Annotated in this window: 22 protein-coding genes; 17 read left to right on the forward strand and 5 right to left on the reverse strand. The window is 36.0% G+C overall.

Annotation, left to right across the window (positions count from 1 at the left end):
* Positions 1 to 88 precede the first annotated feature (88 nt).
* From FJ651_RS04540 to FJ651_RS04600, 13 genes are all read left to right on the forward strand, one after another.
* Positions 89 to 334, forward strand: coding sequence for a hypothetical protein (locus FJ651_RS04540; protein ID WP_140989230.1), 246 nt, complete (start codon positions 89 to 91; stop codon positions 332 to 334).
* Positions 335 to 485: 151 nt separating this feature from the next.
* Positions 486 to 815, forward strand: a complete 330-nt coding sequence (locus tag FJ651_RS04545; protein WP_140989231.1) for a HesB/IscA family protein — start codon at positions 486 to 488, stop codon at positions 813 to 815.
* A gap of 15 nt (positions 816 to 830) precedes the next feature.
* Positions 831 to 2,276: a Fe-S cluster assembly protein SufB gene (gene sufB, locus FJ651_RS04550; protein WP_140989232.1), complete on the forward strand. Its 1,446-nt coding sequence runs from the start codon at positions 831 to 833 to the stop codon at positions 2,274 to 2,276.
* Positions 2,277 to 2,279: 3 nt separating this feature from the next.
* Entirely contained in the window at positions 2,280 to 2,675 is a 396-nt protein-coding gene (locus FJ651_RS04555) for a hypothetical protein (protein WP_140989233.1), read from the forward strand.
* A gap of 1 nt (position 2,676) precedes the next feature.
* Positions 2,677 to 3,429, forward strand: coding sequence for a Fe-S cluster assembly ATPase SufC (gene sufC, locus FJ651_RS04560; protein WP_140989234.1), 753 nt, complete (start codon positions 2,677 to 2,679; stop codon positions 3,427 to 3,429).
* Between the two features lie 30 nt (positions 3,430 to 3,459).
* Positions 3,460 to 4,773: a Fe-S cluster assembly protein SufD gene (sufD, locus tag FJ651_RS04565; protein WP_140989235.1), complete on the forward strand. Its 1,314-nt coding sequence runs from the start codon at positions 3,460 to 3,462 to the stop codon at positions 4,771 to 4,773.
* A complete protein-coding gene (locus FJ651_RS04570) occupies positions 4,773 to 6,014 on the forward strand; it encodes an aminotransferase class V-fold PLP-dependent enzyme (RefSeq protein WP_140989236.1) in 1,242 nt (413 codons plus the stop codon). Before sufD ends, FJ651_RS04570 begins: the two co-directional genes overlap by 1 nt.
* A 68-nt stretch (positions 6,015 to 6,082) precedes the next feature.
* Positions 6,083 to 6,730, forward strand: coding sequence for a DUF4377 domain-containing protein (locus FJ651_RS15700; RefSeq protein WP_216746080.1), 648 nt, complete (start codon positions 6,083 to 6,085; stop codon positions 6,728 to 6,730).
* Between the two features lie 3 nt (positions 6,731 to 6,733).
* On the forward strand, positions 6,734 to 7,183 hold the full coding sequence (locus FJ651_RS04580) for a hypothetical protein (protein WP_140989237.1): 450 nt from the start codon (positions 6,734 to 6,736) through the stop codon (positions 7,181 to 7,183).
* Positions 7,184 to 7,217: 34 nt separating this feature from the next.
* On the forward strand, positions 7,218 to 7,640 hold the full coding sequence (locus tag FJ651_RS04585; protein ID WP_140989238.1) for a SufE family protein: 423 nt from the start codon (positions 7,218 to 7,220) through the stop codon (positions 7,638 to 7,640).
* Between the two features lie 2 nt (positions 7,641 to 7,642).
* Positions 7,643 to 7,969 (forward strand): DUF59 domain-containing protein, encoded by a 327-nt coding sequence (locus tag FJ651_RS04590; protein ID WP_140989239.1) that lies wholly within the window; start codon positions 7,643 to 7,645, stop codon positions 7,967 to 7,969.
* Between the two features lies 1 nt (position 7,970).
* Positions 7,971 to 8,477, forward strand: a complete 507-nt coding sequence (locus FJ651_RS04595) for a DUF2480 family protein (protein WP_140989240.1) — start codon at positions 7,971 to 7,973, stop codon at positions 8,475 to 8,477.
* 63 nt (positions 8,478 to 8,540) lie between these two features.
* Positions 8,541 to 9,464 (forward strand): DUF3078 domain-containing protein, encoded by a 924-nt coding sequence (locus FJ651_RS04600; protein WP_140989241.1) that lies wholly within the window; start codon positions 8,541 to 8,543, stop codon positions 9,462 to 9,464.
* Positions 9,465 to 9,515: 51 nt separating this feature from the next.
* Here the strand turns inward: FJ651_RS04600 and hflX are convergent, their stop codons facing one another.
* Positions 9,516 to 10,730, reverse strand: a complete 1,215-nt coding sequence (gene hflX / locus FJ651_RS04605; RefSeq protein ID WP_140989242.1) for a GTPase HflX — start codon at positions 10,728 to 10,730, stop codon at positions 9,516 to 9,518.
* A gap of 284 nt (positions 10,731 to 11,014) precedes the next feature.
* On the opposite strand from hflX, the gene FJ651_RS04610 reads away from it, so the two are divergent.
* From FJ651_RS04610 to FJ651_RS04620, 3 genes are read left to right on the forward strand one after another with little or no spacing between them, the layout of a single operon-like run.
* Positions 11,015 to 11,473, forward strand: a complete 459-nt coding sequence (locus tag FJ651_RS04610; protein WP_140989243.1) for a T9SS type B sorting domain-containing protein — start codon at positions 11,015 to 11,017, stop codon at positions 11,471 to 11,473.
* Between the two features lie 26 nt (positions 11,474 to 11,499).
* Complete coding sequence (locus FJ651_RS04615) at positions 11,500 to 12,402, forward strand: PorP/SprF family type IX secretion system membrane protein (protein WP_140989244.1); 903 nt, start codon at positions 11,500 to 11,502, stop codon at positions 12,400 to 12,402.
* A gap of 20 nt (positions 12,403 to 12,422) precedes the next feature.
* Positions 12,423 to 14,336 (forward strand): OmpA family protein, encoded by a 1,914-nt coding sequence (locus FJ651_RS04620; protein ID WP_140989245.1) that lies wholly within the window; start codon positions 12,423 to 12,425, stop codon positions 14,334 to 14,336.
* A gap of 57 nt (positions 14,337 to 14,393) precedes the next feature.
* Here the strand turns inward: FJ651_RS04620 and FJ651_RS04625 are convergent, their stop codons facing one another.
* Together FJ651_RS04625 and FJ651_RS04630 are read right to left on the reverse strand one after the other, a co-directional pair.
* Positions 14,394 to 14,861, reverse strand: a complete 468-nt coding sequence (locus tag FJ651_RS04625; protein WP_140989246.1) for a CYTH domain-containing protein — start codon at positions 14,859 to 14,861, stop codon at positions 14,394 to 14,396.
* Positions 14,854 to 15,516 (reverse strand): NAD(P)H-binding protein, encoded by a 663-nt coding sequence (locus tag FJ651_RS04630; protein WP_140989247.1) that lies wholly within the window; start codon positions 15,514 to 15,516, stop codon positions 14,854 to 14,856. Before FJ651_RS04630 ends, FJ651_RS04625 begins: the two co-directional genes overlap by 8 nt.
* A 42-nt stretch (positions 15,517 to 15,558) precedes the next feature.
* On the opposite strand from FJ651_RS04630, the gene dinB reads away from it, so the two are divergent.
* A complete protein-coding gene (dinB, locus tag FJ651_RS04635) occupies positions 15,559 to 16,650 on the forward strand; it encodes a DNA polymerase IV (RefSeq protein ID WP_140989248.1) in 1,092 nt (363 codons plus the stop codon).
* Here the strand turns inward: dinB and pyk are convergent.
* Positions 16,647 to 18,089: a pyruvate kinase gene (pyk, locus tag FJ651_RS04640; protein ID WP_140989249.1), complete on the reverse strand. Its 1,443-nt coding sequence runs from the start codon at positions 18,087 to 18,089 to the stop codon at positions 16,647 to 16,649. The two genes, dinB and pyk, sit on opposite strands and share 4 nt — an antisense overlap.
* Positions 18,090 to 18,092: 3 nt before the next feature.
* Positions 18,093 to 18,572, reverse strand: a complete 480-nt coding sequence (locus FJ651_RS04645) for an IPExxxVDY family protein (protein ID WP_140989250.1) — start codon at positions 18,570 to 18,572, stop codon at positions 18,093 to 18,095.
* Positions 18,573 to 18,661: the final 89 nt, after the last annotated feature.

Consider the following 18,661-nt stretch of genomic DNA (forward strand, 5'->3'; position numbering starts at 1 on the left):
TCCGGATGCATTTCATCGAAAATATATGTTTTTCGTCTGTAATTTGAAATCAAATTAATAATTTACACGTCCCTAATCTAAAATAACCATGAAAGCTAACCTACCACACAGCATGCCTTGTGCTGTATTTGGTCATAATTATTTTAAGCCAAATCAGTTAAATTTTCCAAATGATATTGAATGTCGTTGCTGCGGACACACTACAACCGAAGAACAACTAATTATCTCTGAAAGTCAATCTACTAAAAACGACGATTTTCAACTCTTAATGCGAAGATTATTTAGCTTACAAAGAAAGTTTAAACCACAAAGATTTTCTCTTAAACATATTTGATAACAAAATTTAATTAACTGTCATTCTTTAAGAATCTTAATAATAAGTTTTTGTTATTTCCTGATATGCTAATTTAATGTTATACCATGTTAAAATTAGCAAGCTAAATTGTATCTTTGCATACTATTTAGAAATAATCTATTTAAATTTTATGATTAAAGTTTCTGAAAAAGCAAAGAAAAAAGTCGTTCAATTAATGGAAGAAGACGGCTTTAATCCTCAAACCGATTTTATTCGCGTTGGTGTAAAAAGCGGCGGTTGCTCCGGCTTGTCATACGATTTAAAGTTTGACAACCAAACCCAAGAAGAAGATAAAGTTTTTGAAGATAACGGTGTAAAAATTATTGTTGATAAAAAAAGCTTTTTATATCTCATTGGAACGACTTTAGAATATTCGGGTGGGCTGAACGGTTCAGGTTTTGTGTTTAACAACCCAAATGCCAATCGCACTTGTGGTTGTGGCGAATCGTTTTCATTATAAAACTTATAACTTGTTATGAAGTACACAGAAGAAGATTTAAGAGAAGAATTAAAAACCAAAGAATACGAATACGGTTTTTATACAGATATAGAATCTGACACATTTCCCGTGGGTTTAAATGAAGACATTGTAAGAGCTATTTCTCTAAGAAAAGAAGAACCCGAATGGATGACACAATGGCGCTTGCAAGCCTTTAGAGGTTGGCTTGAAATGATTGAACCCGAGTGGGCCAACGTTCGTTATAAAAAACCAGATTTTCAAGGCATTTCCTATTATTCAGCGCCTAATAAAAAACCTAAGTACAATAGCATTGACGAGGTTGACCCGGAGTTGTTAGCCACATTTAAAAAGCTTGGTATCTCTCTTGATGAACAAAAAAAATTAGCAGGAGTGGCCATGGATGTGGTAATAGACTCGGTTTCAGTTGCTACAACGTTCAAGAAAACTTTGGCAGAAAAAGGTATAATCTTCTGTTCAATCAGTGAGGCTATCAAAGAACATCCTGAGCTTGTTAAAAAATATATTGGCAGTGTTGTACCGCCAAAAGACAATTTTTATGCGGCATTAAACAGCGCTGTTTTTAGTGATGGTAGTTTCTGTTACATTCCAAAAGGCGTTAGATGTCCAATGGAATTGTCTACTTACTTTAGGATCAATCAAGCAGGTACCGGACAGTTTGAAAGAACCCTGGTCATTGCCGATGAAGGTAGTTATGTTAGCTATCTCGAAGGTTGCACTGCGCCAAGCCGTGACGAAAACCAATTACACGCCGCGGTTGTAGAATTAATTGCTTTAGACAATGCCGAAATAAAATACTCAACCGTTCAAAACTGGTATCCAGGAAACGAAAAAGGCGAGGGTGGTGTTTTCAACTTTGTGACCAAACGCGGTTTGTGCGAAACCAATGCTAAAATTTCATGGACTCAGGTTGAAACCGGAAGTGCCATTACATGGAAATATCCATCATGCATCTTAAAAGGTGACAACTCAGTAGGCGAATTTTATTCTATTGCGGTTACCAATCAGTATCAACAAGCCGATACAGGTACTAAAATGATTCACCTTGGTAAAAACACCAAATCAACCATCATTTCAAAAGGTATTTCTGCGGGAAGATCACAAAACAGCTACCGTGGTTTGGTGCAAATTAGCGCACGAGCCGATAATGCCAGAAACTTTTCGCAGTGTGATAGTTTGTTGATGGGTAACGAATGTGGGGCGCATACCTTCCCGTACATAGAAGTTAAAAACAAAAGTGCCAAGGTAGAACACGAAGCAACCACCAGTAAAATTGGCGAAGACCAAATATTTTATTGTAATCAGCGCGGTATCGATACCGAAAAAGCTATTGCACTTATTGTAAATGGTTTTAGTAAAGAAGTGCTCAATAAATTACCCATGGAATTTGCGGTTGAGGCACAGAAATTATTAGAAATAAGTTTAGAAGGCTCTGTAGGATAAAAAATGATTTTACGATTTGTAGCCATATTGGTATTAGCTGCAACTTTATTAGGTTGCAAACAAGATGTTAAAACAGACTCGTCTTCATCTTCTTACAGTAAAGAAGACGGCTTAATTACCATGAAAGGCGATTTTATTTATATCGACAATGCTGCTGTTCTTCAAACCAGCAGAGATATTTACGGTGTTGTTGTTGACGATCAAATGAAAGAACTGCACAAGGCCGTAAAACCCTTTCAAGCCAATGCAACCGATATGGTTCCTGTAACTGTAAGAGTGCGAAAGTTTGAAAAACCAGCCGATGAAGAAGGCTGGCCATACAGAGTAGAGATTAAAGAAGTTTTAAAGGTTGAAGAACCTGATTCAAATAGTATAGACGTAATTAAATTAGGAGAATAACATGTTAAAAATAAAAAATTTACACGCTTCAATTGACGATAAAGCCATTTTAAAGGGCATTAATTTAGAAGTTAAACCGGGCGAAGTTCACGCTATTATGGGGCCAAACGGCTCAGGTAAAAGCACCTTGGCATCGGTGATTGCAGGCAAAGATGAGTTTGAAGTTACCAAAGGCAGTATTTTGTTTGAAAACGAAGATATACAAGAATTAGATCCTGAAGAGCGCGCTCATAAGGGTATCTTTTTATCGTTTCAGTATCCTATTGAAATTCCTGGAGTAACGGTTACTAATTTCATTAAAACAGCCATTAACGAAACCCGTAAAGCACAAGGTTTGGAAGAAATGCCGGCTAACGAAATGCTAAAGAAAATTAGAGAAAAATCTGATTTTCTTGAAATTAATCGCAAGTTTTTGTCGCGTTCTCTTAACGAAGGTTTTTCAGGTGGTGAAAAAAAGCGGAACGAAATTTTTCAAATGGCCATGCTTGAACCTAAACTGGCTATTTTAGACGAAACAGACTCCGGATTGGATATCGACGCCTTACGCGTAGTGGCCAATGGTGTTAACAAACTAAAATCTAAAGACAATGCGGTGATTGTTATTACGCATTACCAAAGATTGCTAGAATATATAGTCCCTGATTTTGTGCATGTACTTCACAACGGTAAAATTGTAAAATCCGGCACTAAAGAATTGGCTCATGAGTTAGAATCTAAAGGTTACGACTGGATTAAAGAAGAAGTAACGGCATAATATTAACCGCTATTTGCAAAAAGAGCAATTATGGAATTAAAAGAAAAATTGGTGGCATCGTTTATGGCTTTTGAAGACCAGGTAGATGTAGATGCGCCGGTTCATGATATTAGAACAGAAGCTATAAAAAAGTTTGAAGTTGAAGGATTTCCTACCAAGAAATTAGAAGCCTGGAAATACACTTCGCTAAATCCTGTTTTAAAATTTGATTACAGCGTATTTCCCAAAACAGAACCCAAACTTCAGTACGGCGATATCAAACAGTATTTTCTGCATGATATTGACACTTATAAAATTGTATTTGTCGATGGAAAATACTCGTCGTATCTATCACAAACAACACACGATGGTATTGATGTTTGCCTAATGTCTTCTGCCCTTACCAAACCAAAATACCGCATTATTATTGAAAATTATTTCAACAAAGCGGCAAAAAACGAAGGGCTTTCGGCATTAAATACTGCTTTTTCTTACGAAGGTGCTTACATTCATATTCCAAAGAATAAATTAGTTGATAAACCTATCCAAATTTTACATCTGGCTACAGGCACCGAAACAGGTTTGATGCTACAACCGCGAAACTTGATTATTGTTGACGAAAATTCACACCTTGAGGTAATTGAAAGACATCAAAGTCTCACTGAAAATCCGGTGTTAACCAATAGCGTTACTGAAATTTTCGCCAATAAACGCGCCATTGTAGACTATTACAAAGTACAAAACGACCGTCAATCGGCTTCGCTTATTGACAATACGTATATAAGTCAAAAACGAGAGAGCCACGTGTCTGTTCACACCTTTGCTTTTGGTGGTAAACTCACCAGAAACAATCTCAACTTTTACCAAAACGGAGAGCGCATCAATTCAACATTAAAAGGAGTTACGATTATTGGTGATAAACAACACGTAGATCACAACACCTTGGTACACCACCAACAACCCAATTGCGAAAGTCATCAGGACTACAAAAGTATTGTTGGTGATAGTGCTACAGGAGTATTTAACGGTAAAATAATTGTAGATAAAATTGCTCAAAAAACCAATGCTTTTCAAGCTAACAACAATTTAATTGTGAGCGATAAAGCCACCATGAACACCAAACCACAGCTGGAAATTTTTGCTGATGATGTCAAGTGTTCTCATGGTTGCACCATTGGCCAGTTAGACGAAAGCGCCATGTTTTACTTGCGTTCTCGCGGTATTCCGGAGAAAGAGGCGCGAGCGCTGTTAATGTTTGCTTTTAGCAATGACATATTAAGCTCGGTTAAAATTCCGGAGGTAAAACAACGCATCACCAAACTCATCGCAGAAAAACTGAATGTTAAATTAGGATTTGATCTTTAATGGCTGTAGAAACTTCAACATATCATCAATTAAACGTAGAACGCATCAGAAAAGATTTCCCAATCTTGTCGAGAGAAGTCAACGGCAAGCCGCTGGTGTATCTCGATAATGCCGCTACCTCACAAACACCACAGGTGGTAATTGATTGTATCGTTGACTATTATCAAAACTACAATGCCAACATCCATCGCGGCGTTCATACTCTAAGCCAAGAAGCCACCGAAGCTTACGAAGCATCCAGAAAAAAAATTCAACAACATTTTAATGCCAAGCATCCGCACGAAATCATTTTTACTTCGGGGACAACACATGGTATTAATTTAGTAGCCAGTGCTTTTGAGTCCCAAATTGGCAAAGGCGATATTGTTTTAATTTCGGCCTTAGAACATCATAGTAATATTGTACCGTGGCAAATGCTATGCGAAAAAACCGATGCTACGCTCGAGGTAATTCCCATGAATACTAAAGGTGAATTAATCTTAAGCGAATTTGATAAGCTGGTTTCCAAACAACCCAAAATAGTTGCTGTAACACATATTTCCAATGCTTTGGGAAGCATTATCCCTATAAAATATATCATTTCCGAAAGCCATAAAAACGGCGCGGCCGTTCTTATTGATGGCGCGCAGGCTTGTCCGCACATCAAACCCGATGTTCAGGATTTAGACGTAGATTTCTACGTTTGCGGCGCCCATAAAATTTGTGGCCCAACAGGTATTGGTATGCTTTACGGAAAAGAAGCATGGCTTAACAAATTACCGCCATATCAAGGTGGTGGTGAAATGATTGCAGAAGTAACTTTTGAGAAAACTACTTATGCCGGATTACCTCATAAATTTGAAGCCGGAACCCCAAATATTTCAGGAGGCATTGCTTTTGGTGTAGCCCTAGATTATATGAACAGCATTGGTTTTGAAAATATTGCCCAATACGAAGCTACCTTACTTCATTATGCCACCGAGCAACTACTGCAAATAGATGGTTTAAAAATTTACGGTACAGCCGCTGAAAAAACTTCGGTAATTTCGTTTAATGTGGATAACATACACCCTTACGATATCGGTACCATTCTGGATAAATTAGGCATTGCCGTAAGAACAGGGCATCATTGCACACAACCTATTATGGATTTTTACAACATCCCGGGAACAGTAAGAGCATCGTTTTCATTTTACAACACCAAAGAAGAAGTAGACTTGTTTGTAACTGCTCTGAAAAAAGCTGTGATGATGCTGAGTTAAATAAACTCAATTCTAAATCACTTCATTCATTTCTTAAAAAATTATACTTTTAGAAAAAATTTAATCAAATGAGGTTACTTATTATTTGTTTGGTTTTTATTGTTGTATCATGTTCGAGTGATAAAACCGAAACCATATTTGTTAGCGGAAGGTTGGCAGACTGCACCGGCGTTGCACCGCAAAAATGCCTTCAAATTAAATTTAATCAAGATGATGATTGGATGTACTTCTACAACAGCATCGATGGTTTTACCCATAAAGAAGGTACAGACTTTACCTTAAAAGTGAAGCGTGAAGACATTAAAAATCCACCTGCCGATGCTGCTTCTTTTAAATACATTTTGGTTGAAATCCTAGAAGAGCAACCCACGCCAATCGACTTAGAAGATGGCTCCTGGCTGGTTTTGGGTATTGTGAGTTTTGAACAGCCGTTTAATAGAGAACCGGTTTTAACTTTTTCACCCAAACAAAATCAGGTTACCGGAAATACCGGTTGTAACAGGCTTTTTGGAAAAATATTCAAAGAAAATAATAATTTGAGATTAGAAAATATAGGCACCACAAGAATGGCTTGTGATGACGATGGATTAGAACAAGCTTTTCTTGAAGCTTTAGAAACTGTTTCCGCCTATCAAATACAAGACGGTGTTTTAATGTTGCTTAACAATCAAAATAACACCCTAATAAAAGCCACGAATATTGAACGTAAAGAATAATCAATGAAATTACTTATTGCTTTATTTTCGGTTTTTATCATTTCAGATGAATGCACACAAACAAAAACTGGAAAACCTCAAAATATCAATAATTTGAAAGTAAGTTACCAAGTTATTTCTAGAGGCTTTTTTAAGGAAATATCTTTTGAAGATGCTCAAATGATGTATTCAGAAGACCCAAATGTAAAAGCGATAAACACTTTCAAACTTAACAAAAAAGAATGGAGTGATGTTTTGCAACTGGTGGCTCAATTAAATTTAGATGGTTTAGAAAGCCTTGTAGCCCCAACCGAAAAACGCTTATACGACGGCGCTGCCCACACAACCGTGAGTGTTGTTATAGATGGCAAATCATACGTTTCTTCAAGTTTTGATGAAGGTCATCCACCCGCCGAAATAGACGCGTTGGTAAATAAGATGTTAACAATTAGCGAAAAGTATTTACAACCTTAAGATATGTTATAACTTTGTAACAAAAGATTACAACATGACCATTAAGGAAATTCAACACGAAATTGTAGACGAGTTTTCAATGTTTGACGATTGGATGCAACGTTACGAATACATGATAGAGTTAGGAAAATCATTGCCTTTAATTGAAGACAAGTACAAAACAGAAGACAACATCATTAAAGGTTGCCAAAGCAAAGTCTGGGTACATGCCGAGATGAAAGACGATAAACTTGTATTCTCAGCCGATAGCGACGCCATTATCACAAAAGGCATTATTGCTATTTTAATTAGAGCATTTTCTAATCATACACCTGCAGAAATAATTGACGCCGACACCCAATTTATTGACGAAATTGGATTAAAAGAACACTTATCACCAACCAGAGCCAACGGTTTGGTGAGTATGATTAAGCAATTGAAATTATACGCCATAGCGTACCAAACACAACTTAACTAATTATGAGCGATACTACTATAAATACTGAAGTACTTGGAGAAAAAATTGTGAAGGTTTTAAAAACCATTTACGACCCTGAAATACCGGTTGATATTTACGAATTAGGTTTAATTTACGACGTTTTCGTAAACGAAGATTACGACGTTAAAATTCTCATGACCCTAACCTCACCCAATTGCCCGGTAGCAGAGACCTTACCTTTAGAGGTTGAAGAAAAAATAAAGTCTATCAACGAGGTTAAATCCTCAGAAGTAGAGATTACCTTCGATCCGCCTTGGTCTCAAGATTTAATGAGTGAAGAGGCAAAATTAGAATTAGGAATGTTATAACATGGCCGAAGAAATTATTAATAGAGTTGCCCAAAGCAAACTTAAGGTAATAGATTTAGAGGAAATTTACCCCAAAAATCTTCGCTTAATTATAGATTTAAAAGACTGGTTGTTTGAAGGCATTGTGTTAAAAGAGAAAGATTTTAGAACAAACTTAGCCAACCACAATTGGACTCAATACCAAAATTGCTTCGTTGCTGTAAATTGCTCTAATGATGCCATTATTCCCGATTGGGCATTCATGCTGGTTACCGTACATCTTCAACCTTACGCCAAAAAAATTGTGGAAGGGAATCTGAAAACTCTTGAAACACTTATTTTTCAGGATTTAATTTCAGAATTAGACGTCTCTGTATACGAGAACTGCCCTGTAATTGTAAAAGGGTGTTCTCACAAACCTATTCCTTTAAACGCTTACGTTCAACTCACCCAAAAACTGCAAACGGTTGCGAAATCAATTATGTTTGGTGAGGCCTGTTCATCAGTACCTTTGTACAAAAGAAAATAAAAATAGGATTTTTTAAAAGTTATTTTATTTTTGCCAAATATTTGACAATAAAATTGGTATAAAATGAAAAAACTTGGTATTCTAATTACACTTTTAAGCTTCGGTTTTGTTAATGCCCAAACTTTAGATGAGCTTAAAGCACTTCAACAGGAAAAGAAAGACTCTATCGCCGCCATTCAGTCGCGCGTAGATGGGCTCCAATCTCAAATAGATGCCTTTCCAGGTTGGAGAATTGGTGCTTTCGGAACCATTGGAGGAAGCCTATCACAATTTAGCAATTGGTATGCTCAAGGTGTACCAAATAATGCATCAGGTAACATTGGTTTTACCTTTAATGCCTACGCTAACTTAATTGAAGAGAAGTTTTTCTGGAGAAATGCCCTGACTACAAATTTAAACTGGGTTAAATTAGACAATAAAGACAACCCTAATGACAACGATAGTTTTGAACCAACTACCGATGTTTTTAATATATCCTCATTATATGGAAGAAACATTACTAAAAAAATAGCTGCTTCGGCTTTGATGGAATATAGAACTACTATTTTAAATAATTTTAATGATCCCGGATATCTAGATCTTGGAGTAGGTTTTACATGGACACCGGTTGAAAACCTACTGGTAGTTGTACACCCGCTCAACTACAATTTTGTGTTTAGCAGTGGTGGTGATATTTTTGAGTCTTCACTTGGTGCTAAAATTATGGCCGATTATACCAGATCTATTGGTGCTGTTAATTTTAAGTCTAACCTTTCTATGTTTCAAAGTTACAAGAGTTCAAACCTTTCTAACTGGACCTGGACTAATTCATTTTCATACTCATTATGGAAAGCCATAGGTGTTGGGTTTGATTTTGGTTTAAGAGACAGCAGACAAGAAGCACTAAATTATGCAGTTAACACGCTTGGCGACCCAAATGCAACATTTGATAACATCGATAACGATTTACAAACTTTCTGGACACTTGGTTTAAGTTATAAGTTTTAAAAAGCATATGCATTTATAAAAACAAAGCCTCCTTTAATTTGGAGGCTTTTTTTATAATTCAATATCTTCAACGTCTGGATATAAAAAATTGTTATAAGGAAACCTTTGTACATGAATTTCTCTAACTTCTTTATAGACTCTTTTTCTGAATTCGTCGAGGTTTTCTTTATTCAACGCCGAAATAAACAGGGCATTGTTTTGTGTTTTACTCATCCAGGTTCGCTTCCATTCATCAAGGCTGTAGTGCAACGTTGTGCGTTCAATATCTAAGTCGGTTGGATTGTAGTATTCCGGTTTGTAGGCATCAATCTTATTAAAAACCATGATGGTTGGCTTATCTTTACTTTGAATTTCATCTAGAATTTTATTGACAGACTCTATGTGTTCTTCAAAGTTAGAATGCGAAATATCTACAACGTGTAATAATAAATCAGCCTCTCTTACCTCATCGAGCGTGCTTTTAAAAGATTCGATTAATTGGGTTGGTAATTTTCTAATAAACCCTACAGTATCACTAATTAAAAATGGCAAATTACCAATCACTACTTTTCTTACGGTGGTATCTAGTGTTGCAAATAACTTGTTTTCGGCAAACACTTCACTCTTACTAATTACATTCATCAAGGTTGACTTTCCCACGTTGGTATAACCAACCAAGGCAACCCTTACCAACTGCCCGCGATTTCCCCGTTGCACGGCCATTTGTTTATCGATAATTTTTATTTTTTCTTTTAAAAGCGCGATTTTATCTCGAACTATTCGGCGGTCTGTTTCAATTTCGGTTTCACCGGGACCACGCATACCAATGCCACCCTTTTGACGCTCAAGGTGTGTCCACATACCTTTTAATCTTGGCAGTAAATATTCGCATTGTGCTAATTCTACCTGGGTACGAGCGTAACTAGTTTGCGCTCTTTGTGCAAAAATGTCGAGAATTAAATTGGTTCTGTCTAAAATTTTACAATTAAGTATTTTGCTGATGTTACGCTCTTGAGCGGGAGACAATTCATCATCAAAAATAACCGTGCCTATGTCATTATCGTCCACAAATTGCTTTACCTCATCCATTTTACCTGTTCCAATAAAGGTTTTGGGATTGGGCATATCCATTTTTTGAACAAAACGCTTAATGACCTCGCCTCCGGCAGTGTAGGTCAAAAACTCCAGTTCATCTAAATACTCTTTAGACTTTTCTTCGTCTTGTTGTTTATTTATAATTCCTACTAAAACAACTCTTTCTAGCGAAATATCTTTCTTTTCTATCATAAATCAAAATAATACCCAAAGGTAAGCAATAGTTTAATTATTGATGAATTGATTAATTACTCATTTAACTTACTGAAATAAATAAAGTTCAACGGTTTAAAACTTTTTATCGATGATACGTGCTTTTAATCTATTATAGCAATGTTAACATACTGATAATGCTCATTTTTTTTATCTTCGGAGCTTATTTATACACCTACAATAGATTAAAAAAATGTTGGTTGTAAAGAAATTATGACTTAGTTCACGCTAAGCTGTTATCTAACTAATTTAACTAATTTAACATGAATAGAATTACTTATTTATTTGCACTGTTATTTTTTGGTTTATGGTACAATGGAGAGGCACGTATTTCTACATCTCCTAATTCAGAAAATCTTGAAAAAAAAATAAAAATCACTAACCCTGAGATTACATTTTCAAATCATTTCAAGATTGAAATTGTAAATAAATATTTCTTAGAAATAGCTGAACTTGAAGATTGTATTATCCCTCAAGGCATTTCACCAAATAATGACGGCTTAAATGACAAATTTGATTTGAGCTGTTTTAATGTTACGAAACTAGAAATATTCAACCGTAACGGCACCTTACTTTATTCCAAAGAGAACTATACAGATGAATGGTTTGGTCAAACTAATAAAGGAGATAATTTACCGGTAGGCACTTATTTCTACACTATGATTTACGAAGAAGAAGGAGTTGTAAAGAAACACAGTGGCTGGGTATACATTAGCCGTTAATTCACTAACCAATACAAACTAAAAGAATGAAAAAATTAATTGTAGCCTTTATACTGCTGGTAGCCGTAGAATCTTTCGGTCAACAAGATCCTCAATATACTCAGTACATGTACAATATGAGCGTGATTAATCCAGCCTACGCCGGCTCTAATGACGCATTATCATTTGGTGTGCTATATAGAACACAATGGTCGGGTATAGATGGAGCACCTAAAACAGGTACCTTTTTTGGGCACACACCGGTTGGTGAAAAAATAGGTTTAGGACTGTCTGTCATTGCAGACCAAATTGGCCCTATTAACGAAACCAATGCTTATGCGGATTTCTCATATACATTGAATTTAGGTGGCGTTCATAAATTAGCATTTGGTATTAAGGCTGGTGCTACTTTTCACGATCGCGGATTGGGAAGCCTAGACTTGATAGATCCTGGAGACCCTTTCTTTCAAAATCTAACAGGTGTTACGCCAAATATAGGCTCAGGTGTATTCTATTATACCGATAAATATTACTTGTCTTTTTCTGTGCCAAATATCTTAAGTGGTGTCAAATTGGATGCCAATGGCACCGAGTTCGGAACTGAAGTGGCACATTATTTCTTATCGGGGGGTTATGTATTTGACCTTTCAGAAAACACAAAATTCAAACCCTCTTTTTTAGTTAAATCCGCATTTGATGCGCCAACTTCATTTGATGTTAACGCCAACTTCTTATTTTTTGAAAAACTAGAACTAGGTGCTTCTTACAGGTTAGACGATTCTTTTTCAGGACTCATTAATTTTGCCCTATCACCATCTATAAGAATTGGATATGCTTACGATGCGGTAAACTCGGATATTAGAACATTTGCACCGGCTTCTCATGAATTTATGCTGTTATTTGACTTAAATTTCACGAAAAAAGTTTCGCGTTCTCCAAGATTTTTCTAACTAGTTAAGCCAAAACAATTATGAAAAAAATTAATAATATTATTTTATTTGTTGCATTATTTAGCTTTTTAAATTTAATAGCTCAAAATGAAGCCACCAGCAAGGCCGATCAGCACTTTTCACGGTTAGAGTTTGTAGAAGCAGCCAAACAGTACAACAAACTTATTGAAAAGGGCAAGGGGGATAATTATGTTTACAGCCAATTAGCAGAATGTTATTACAACATATTTAACACTGTTGAAGCAGAACGCTGGTATGCGAAAGCACTTGCCGGAAGTGATGATCCCGAAATGATGTTTAAGTATTCTCAAATGTTAAAATCTAACGGAAAATACAAGCAATCTAATGAATGGATGCAACGATTTGCCGAAAAACGCCCTAACGATGTAAGAGCAATAGCTTTTCTAGAAAATCCCAATTACCTGCCAAAAATTCTTGAAAGAGGTAAAAAGTTTAATATTAAGAATTTAGATATTAATTCAGAATCTTCAGATTTTGGAGGAATTATACATGAAGGTGTGTTCTATTTTACAACAGCCCGTAATCAAGACAGACGTAAATATGGTTGGAATCAGGAATCTTTTTTAGATATCTATGCAGCTACACAAAATAGCGACGGTAGTTTTCAAACGCCTGTTAAAATGAACGATAAAATAAATACCCGCCATCATGAAGGTCTGGTATCTTTCAGCCCGGACGGCAAAGCTATGTATTTTGGTAGAGAAAGCTTTTACGAACAAGTTTTTATGAGAGATTCCACTACAAGAGATAAAGCCGGCGTCATTCATTTATTTAGAGCTACCAAACTTGGAGCAGATTGGGATAGAATTGAAGCCCTCAATATAAACAGTGAAAACTATTCTGTTAAAAACCCAAGTGTAAGTGCAGATGGAAAAACTTTATATTTTGCATCAGACATGCCAGGTGGTTACGGTAGCTTTGATATTTATAAGGCTGCAATAAACGATGATGGTAGCATTGGCACTCCTGTTAATATGGGTCCTAAAGTAAATACTGTGGTTCAAGAAATGTTTCCTTTCATAAGCAGTAATGGCACATTATATTTCTCATCTAACGGCCATTTAGGCCTAGGTGGCTTGGATGTGTTTTACACCATAGAAATTGATGGGGAAATGGCCGATGTAAGAAATGTAGGTGTCCCCGTAAATAGTAATTCAGATGATTTTGCTTTCATTATTGATGAGGAGGCCGAAATTGGCTATGTGTCGTCAAATCGTGCAGGCGGAAAAGGCAGCGACGATATCTACGCCATCAAAAAAATTCAGCCGCTTTGTGATGTATTGGTTCAAGTAACCGTAAAAGACGATGAAACCGGTAAACCAATTTCAAATGCAACCGTGTCTTTATTTGATGCCGCAGGTAATAAAGTATTATCGAAACAAACTAATGAACAAGGATTAACAGAGTTTCTTGTTGAATGCGATACCAATAATGCTGTCGATGCGGTAGCGGAAGGTTACTCGGGTAAGCGACTCCAGATTCCTTCAACCCGAAAAGAGGAAATCAGCATGAACATCAACCTACTACCTCTCGACGATTTAATTGAATTAAGCAAAATTAAATTAGACCCTATTTATTTCGACTTTGATAAGTCTAACATCACCGAAAAAGCAGCGTTCGAGTTAGATAAGTTAGTTGCTTTGATGAACAAATATCCTCAAATGACGATAAGAGTTGAAAGCCATACCGACAACAAAGGCTCAGATGCCTATAACAATAAGCTTTCAGACCGAAGAGCCAAATCAACCGTTCAATACGTTATTTCTAAAGGTATCAATGAAGACAGAATATTGGGAATTGGTAAAGGTAAGAGCGAATTAAAGATTAAATGTGGCACCAATTGTACCAAAGAACAAAATCAGGAAAACAGACGTTCTGAATTTATAATTACCAGCGGAAACCCAAAAGAATAAATAATTTCACACTTATATAAATAGCCGTTTCAACTCAATTGTTGAGACGGCTATTTTTTACCACTTATTAAAAGATATTTTACTTAATTGCGAATTGTAATATCTATTTTCGCCGGTAACTTCCTTACCTAGCCATGGAGGTTTTTCAAAAGATTCATCTTCGCGACTTAATTCAATCTCAGCTATGATTAACCCTTCATTTTCGCCATGAAATACGTCAACTTCAAACAAATAATTACGAAATAAGACTTCATATCTGGTTTTATCAATGATCCCGGGTTCACAAATTTCAAGAAGTTTTTGCGCGTCTTTTAAAAGTATTTTTTGCTCCCATTCCATTCGGGTGGTTCCTGATTTATTTGAGATACCCTTCACAGTAATAAAGGCTTCTTTACCAGATATTCTTACACGTACCGTTCTTTCGGGGTTGGTGTTTAAAAAGCCCTGTGTTATTCTTTTAATACTTTTGGCTTCCTGAATAAAATCCAAAGATTTTACCAGATACTTACGTTCGATTTCAAGCATTGTCGGCAATTTTCTGTATGTCTTCACTTTCAATAATTTTGACAGCGCTACCTTTTAAATCCAAAGCTATCATAGCGTTAGCAATAGTTTTGGCGTTAATGGATCGATACTTCTTAAAACTTCCAACTAAAAACACATTCAACACTTTCATGGCCATTTTCGCAATCATCTCAAACAATCTAAATTCACTTCTTTTTCCTGCGATAAGTGATGGTCTTAAAATGTAAATATTTTTAATGCCTGTGTTTAAAACGGCTTGCTCCATCTCGCCTTTTAACTTACTGTAAAAAACCGAGCTCTTAACATTGGCTCCCATAGAGGACATTACAATAAAATTAGGAATGCCATTCATTTCACAAATTTTTGCAGCATTTGTTGGTATGCCATAGTCTATTTGTCTGTATAAATTTTTATCGGGAGTTTTTGCTTTGGTGGTACCTATGCAGCAAAAAAGCACATCGCCAACAAAATGTTCTTTATAATCAAGTAGCTTTAGCAAATTTATTTGCTCAATTATAAGCTTGGGATGAGATAAATGGAATTGAGAACGTACAAAAACAATAATCTTGGAATAATGGTCATTGCACAAGAGGCTATCTAATAACAAACTCCCCGTTAAACCAGTTGCACCTAAAACAATTGCAGTTCTTTCCATTTAGCAATAAATTCAACACTAAAGATATCATAAATTTGCAATATGACGTCTCAATCTCAAATTAGAAAAATCATTCATATAGACATGGATGCCTTTTATGCTTCGGTTGAGCAGTTAGATCATCCTGAACTAAAAAACCAGCCATTAGCCGTTGGAGGAAGTGAAAAGCGCGGCGTGGTTGCAGCGGCCAGTTATGAAGCCCGTAAATTTGGTGTAAGAAGTGCTATGAGTGGTATGCAGGCGAAAAAATTATGCCCTGATTTAATATTTGTAAAACCAAGGTTTGACAGGTATAAAGAAGTTTCAAAAAAAATTAGAGCCATATTCAACCAATATACCGATTTAGTAGAGCCATTATCACTTGACGAAGCATACCTTGATGTAACCCTTAACAAAAAAGGAAACCCAAGCGCCACATTAATAGCACAAGAAATAAGAGCGCAAATTTTTAATGAATTAAATTTAAAAGCTTCAGCAGGTATATCCATCAATAAATTTGTGGCCAAAATAGCCAGTGATTTCAACAAACCTAACGGACAAAAAACGGTAGCTCCTGAAGAAGTTGAAAGTTTTGTTGCAAGTTTAGATGTTAGAAAATTTCATGGAATTGGAAAAGTCACTGCCGAAAAAATGTATCAAATGGGAATTTTTACAGGTGTAGACTTAAAAAATCAATCATTAGCCACACTCGAAGACCATTTTGGAAAATCGGGAGTAAGGTTCTACGAACTCTCACGAGGCATTGATCATAATCCGGTTATACCCGACAGAATAAGAAAATCTTTAGCTGCAGAACACACCTTCGAAAACAACTTAGCTTCAGAAATTTATATGCTAGAACAACTTAAAGGCATCACAACAGAAGTTTCTAAAAGGTTAAAAAACCAAAATACAGCCGGCAAAACCATTACGCTAAAAATTAAATATAGCGACTTTAACATTCAAACTCGCAGCAAAACATTGGATGATTACACACTTAATTACGATGTAATATATCAAACCGTAAAAACGCTTCTACTATCTAATGAACTCAATAATTCTGTACGGCTTTTAGGTATCTCTATTTCAAATTTAAATAACACTACCACTCCAAAAAACGACAATGTGAGTTCGCAATTGAGTTTTAAGTTTTAGAAACTACAACTTGTTATTTCGGTAATTCGCAATGTATTCACCATACCTTTATCTTGTATTGGCATTGCCGCTAAACTAACAAGCATATCTCCTACTTCTAAAAAACCTTCTTTACAAGCCATGGTATTAACATCTTCAATGGTTTCGTCTGTACTTACAAATTTATCATAGTAAAAAGCTTGTACACCCCAAAGCAAACTAAGTTGGGTTAGGATGCGTTTGTTAGACGTAAATACCAATATATAAGAAGAAGGTCTCCAGGCCGATATTTGAAACGCCGTATAGCCGCTATTAGTTAATGTTGATATGGCCTTTGCTTTAATTTCGTTGGCCATATTTGCAGCGTGAAAACAAATCGACTTTGTTATGTAGCGCTTAGTACGAATATGTGGTGGTGATTGTGGCACCTTAATAAGAGGTGAATCTTCTACACTTCTTATAATTTTAGTCATTTGCTGAATCACCTGAACGGGATAACTACCTACCGAAGTTTCACCACTAAGCATCACAGCGTCGGCACCATCCATAACCGAGTTGGCAACGTCATTAACCTCTGCTCGCGTTGGTGTTAAACTTGTAATCATGGTCTCCATCATTTGTGTTGCGATGATGACCGGGATTCTGGCGCGTTTTGCTCTTAAAACTAATTGCTTTTGAATAAGAGGTACTTCTTCTGCCGGAACCTCAACTCCTAAATCACCGCGGGCTACCATTAAACCGTCGCAGTAAGCAACAATTTTATCAATGTTTTCGACAGCTTCAGGCTTTTCAATTTTGGCAATAATAGGGATTTTATGGTCGCTGTATTCTTTAATCAATTCTTCCAATTCAATTAAATCTTCAGCATTTCTAACAAAAGATAAAGCTATCCAGTCTACTTGTTGTTTAATTGCAAAAATGGCGTCTTCAATGTCTTTTTCGGTAAGTGCCGGTAAAGATATTTTTGTGTTCGGCAGATTAACTCCTTTTTTAGATTTTAATGGTCCGCCCTGAACCACCTTGGCCACAACTTCCGACTTTTTATCGGTTGAAACAACTTCAAATATTAACTTACCATCATCCAATAATATTCGTTCTCCCGGTTTGGCATCTTGTGGAAAAGTTTCGTAGGTCATGTACACACGCTCTTTAGTTCCTTCAAATGGCGCTCCGGTTGAAAAAATAATTTCGTCGCCAACGTTTACAACGACGTCTTCTTTCATAACACCCACTCTTAGTTTTGGGCCTTGTAAATCGGCTAAAATACCGGTTTTAAATCCAAACTCTTCGTTGAGTTCTCTAATCATTTTAATGCGTTGTTCTACTCCCGAATAATCGGCATGAGAAAAGTTGATTCTAAAAACATTGGCTCCTGCCTCTATCATTGCCTTTAGCACTTCCTTTGTGCTGGTTGCCGGACCTAAAGTGGCCACTATTTTTGTTTTTTTAAGTTGTAACATGAACTAAAATATTAGATGGTTTTTTGATTTAAGTTGATTAGCATCAACTTTATAGGATGTAACTATTTTTGGTATATCAATTATTTTTTTTATTGTACTTAATTCGTCAAAATGTGTGGCCTCTTCTTCGACTTTCAGAAAATAATTAACCGACTTATATTCAGGCACTAAAAAATGGGTTTTATAGGCTTTTTGCGAAAAATCAAATAATGAACCAGAACTTTGTATACTTTCAGTCTCTGTAACACAACTATTTGCAATTAAATACCAGGTTCTGCATTGTAAGGTTTCGTTGAACTCAAAATAAGGATACGATGCCATAAAATACTTAAAATCTAAGTCTTTTTCGCAACGATTAAGTTTTAGATTCAGATTTTTATTTAATAAATAGGCCAACCTGTAATCTTCTATTTGACTATGGATAGCAATAAGGGTAAATGAATCATCATAGAATTCGTCCAATTCCAGTCTATGCAAAGCCATATACAATTATTTACACAAGGTAAAGATAGTATAATAGCAATAGAATAAGTTAAATTTTTCCGTTTGTTAGCAAGGTTTTTCTACGAAAA

The sequence above is a fragment of the Paucihalobacter ruber genome (genome assembly GCF_006494535.1).
Lineage (GTDB): Bacteria > Bacteroidota > Bacteroidia > Flavobacteriales > Flavobacteriaceae > Paucihalobacter > Paucihalobacter ruber.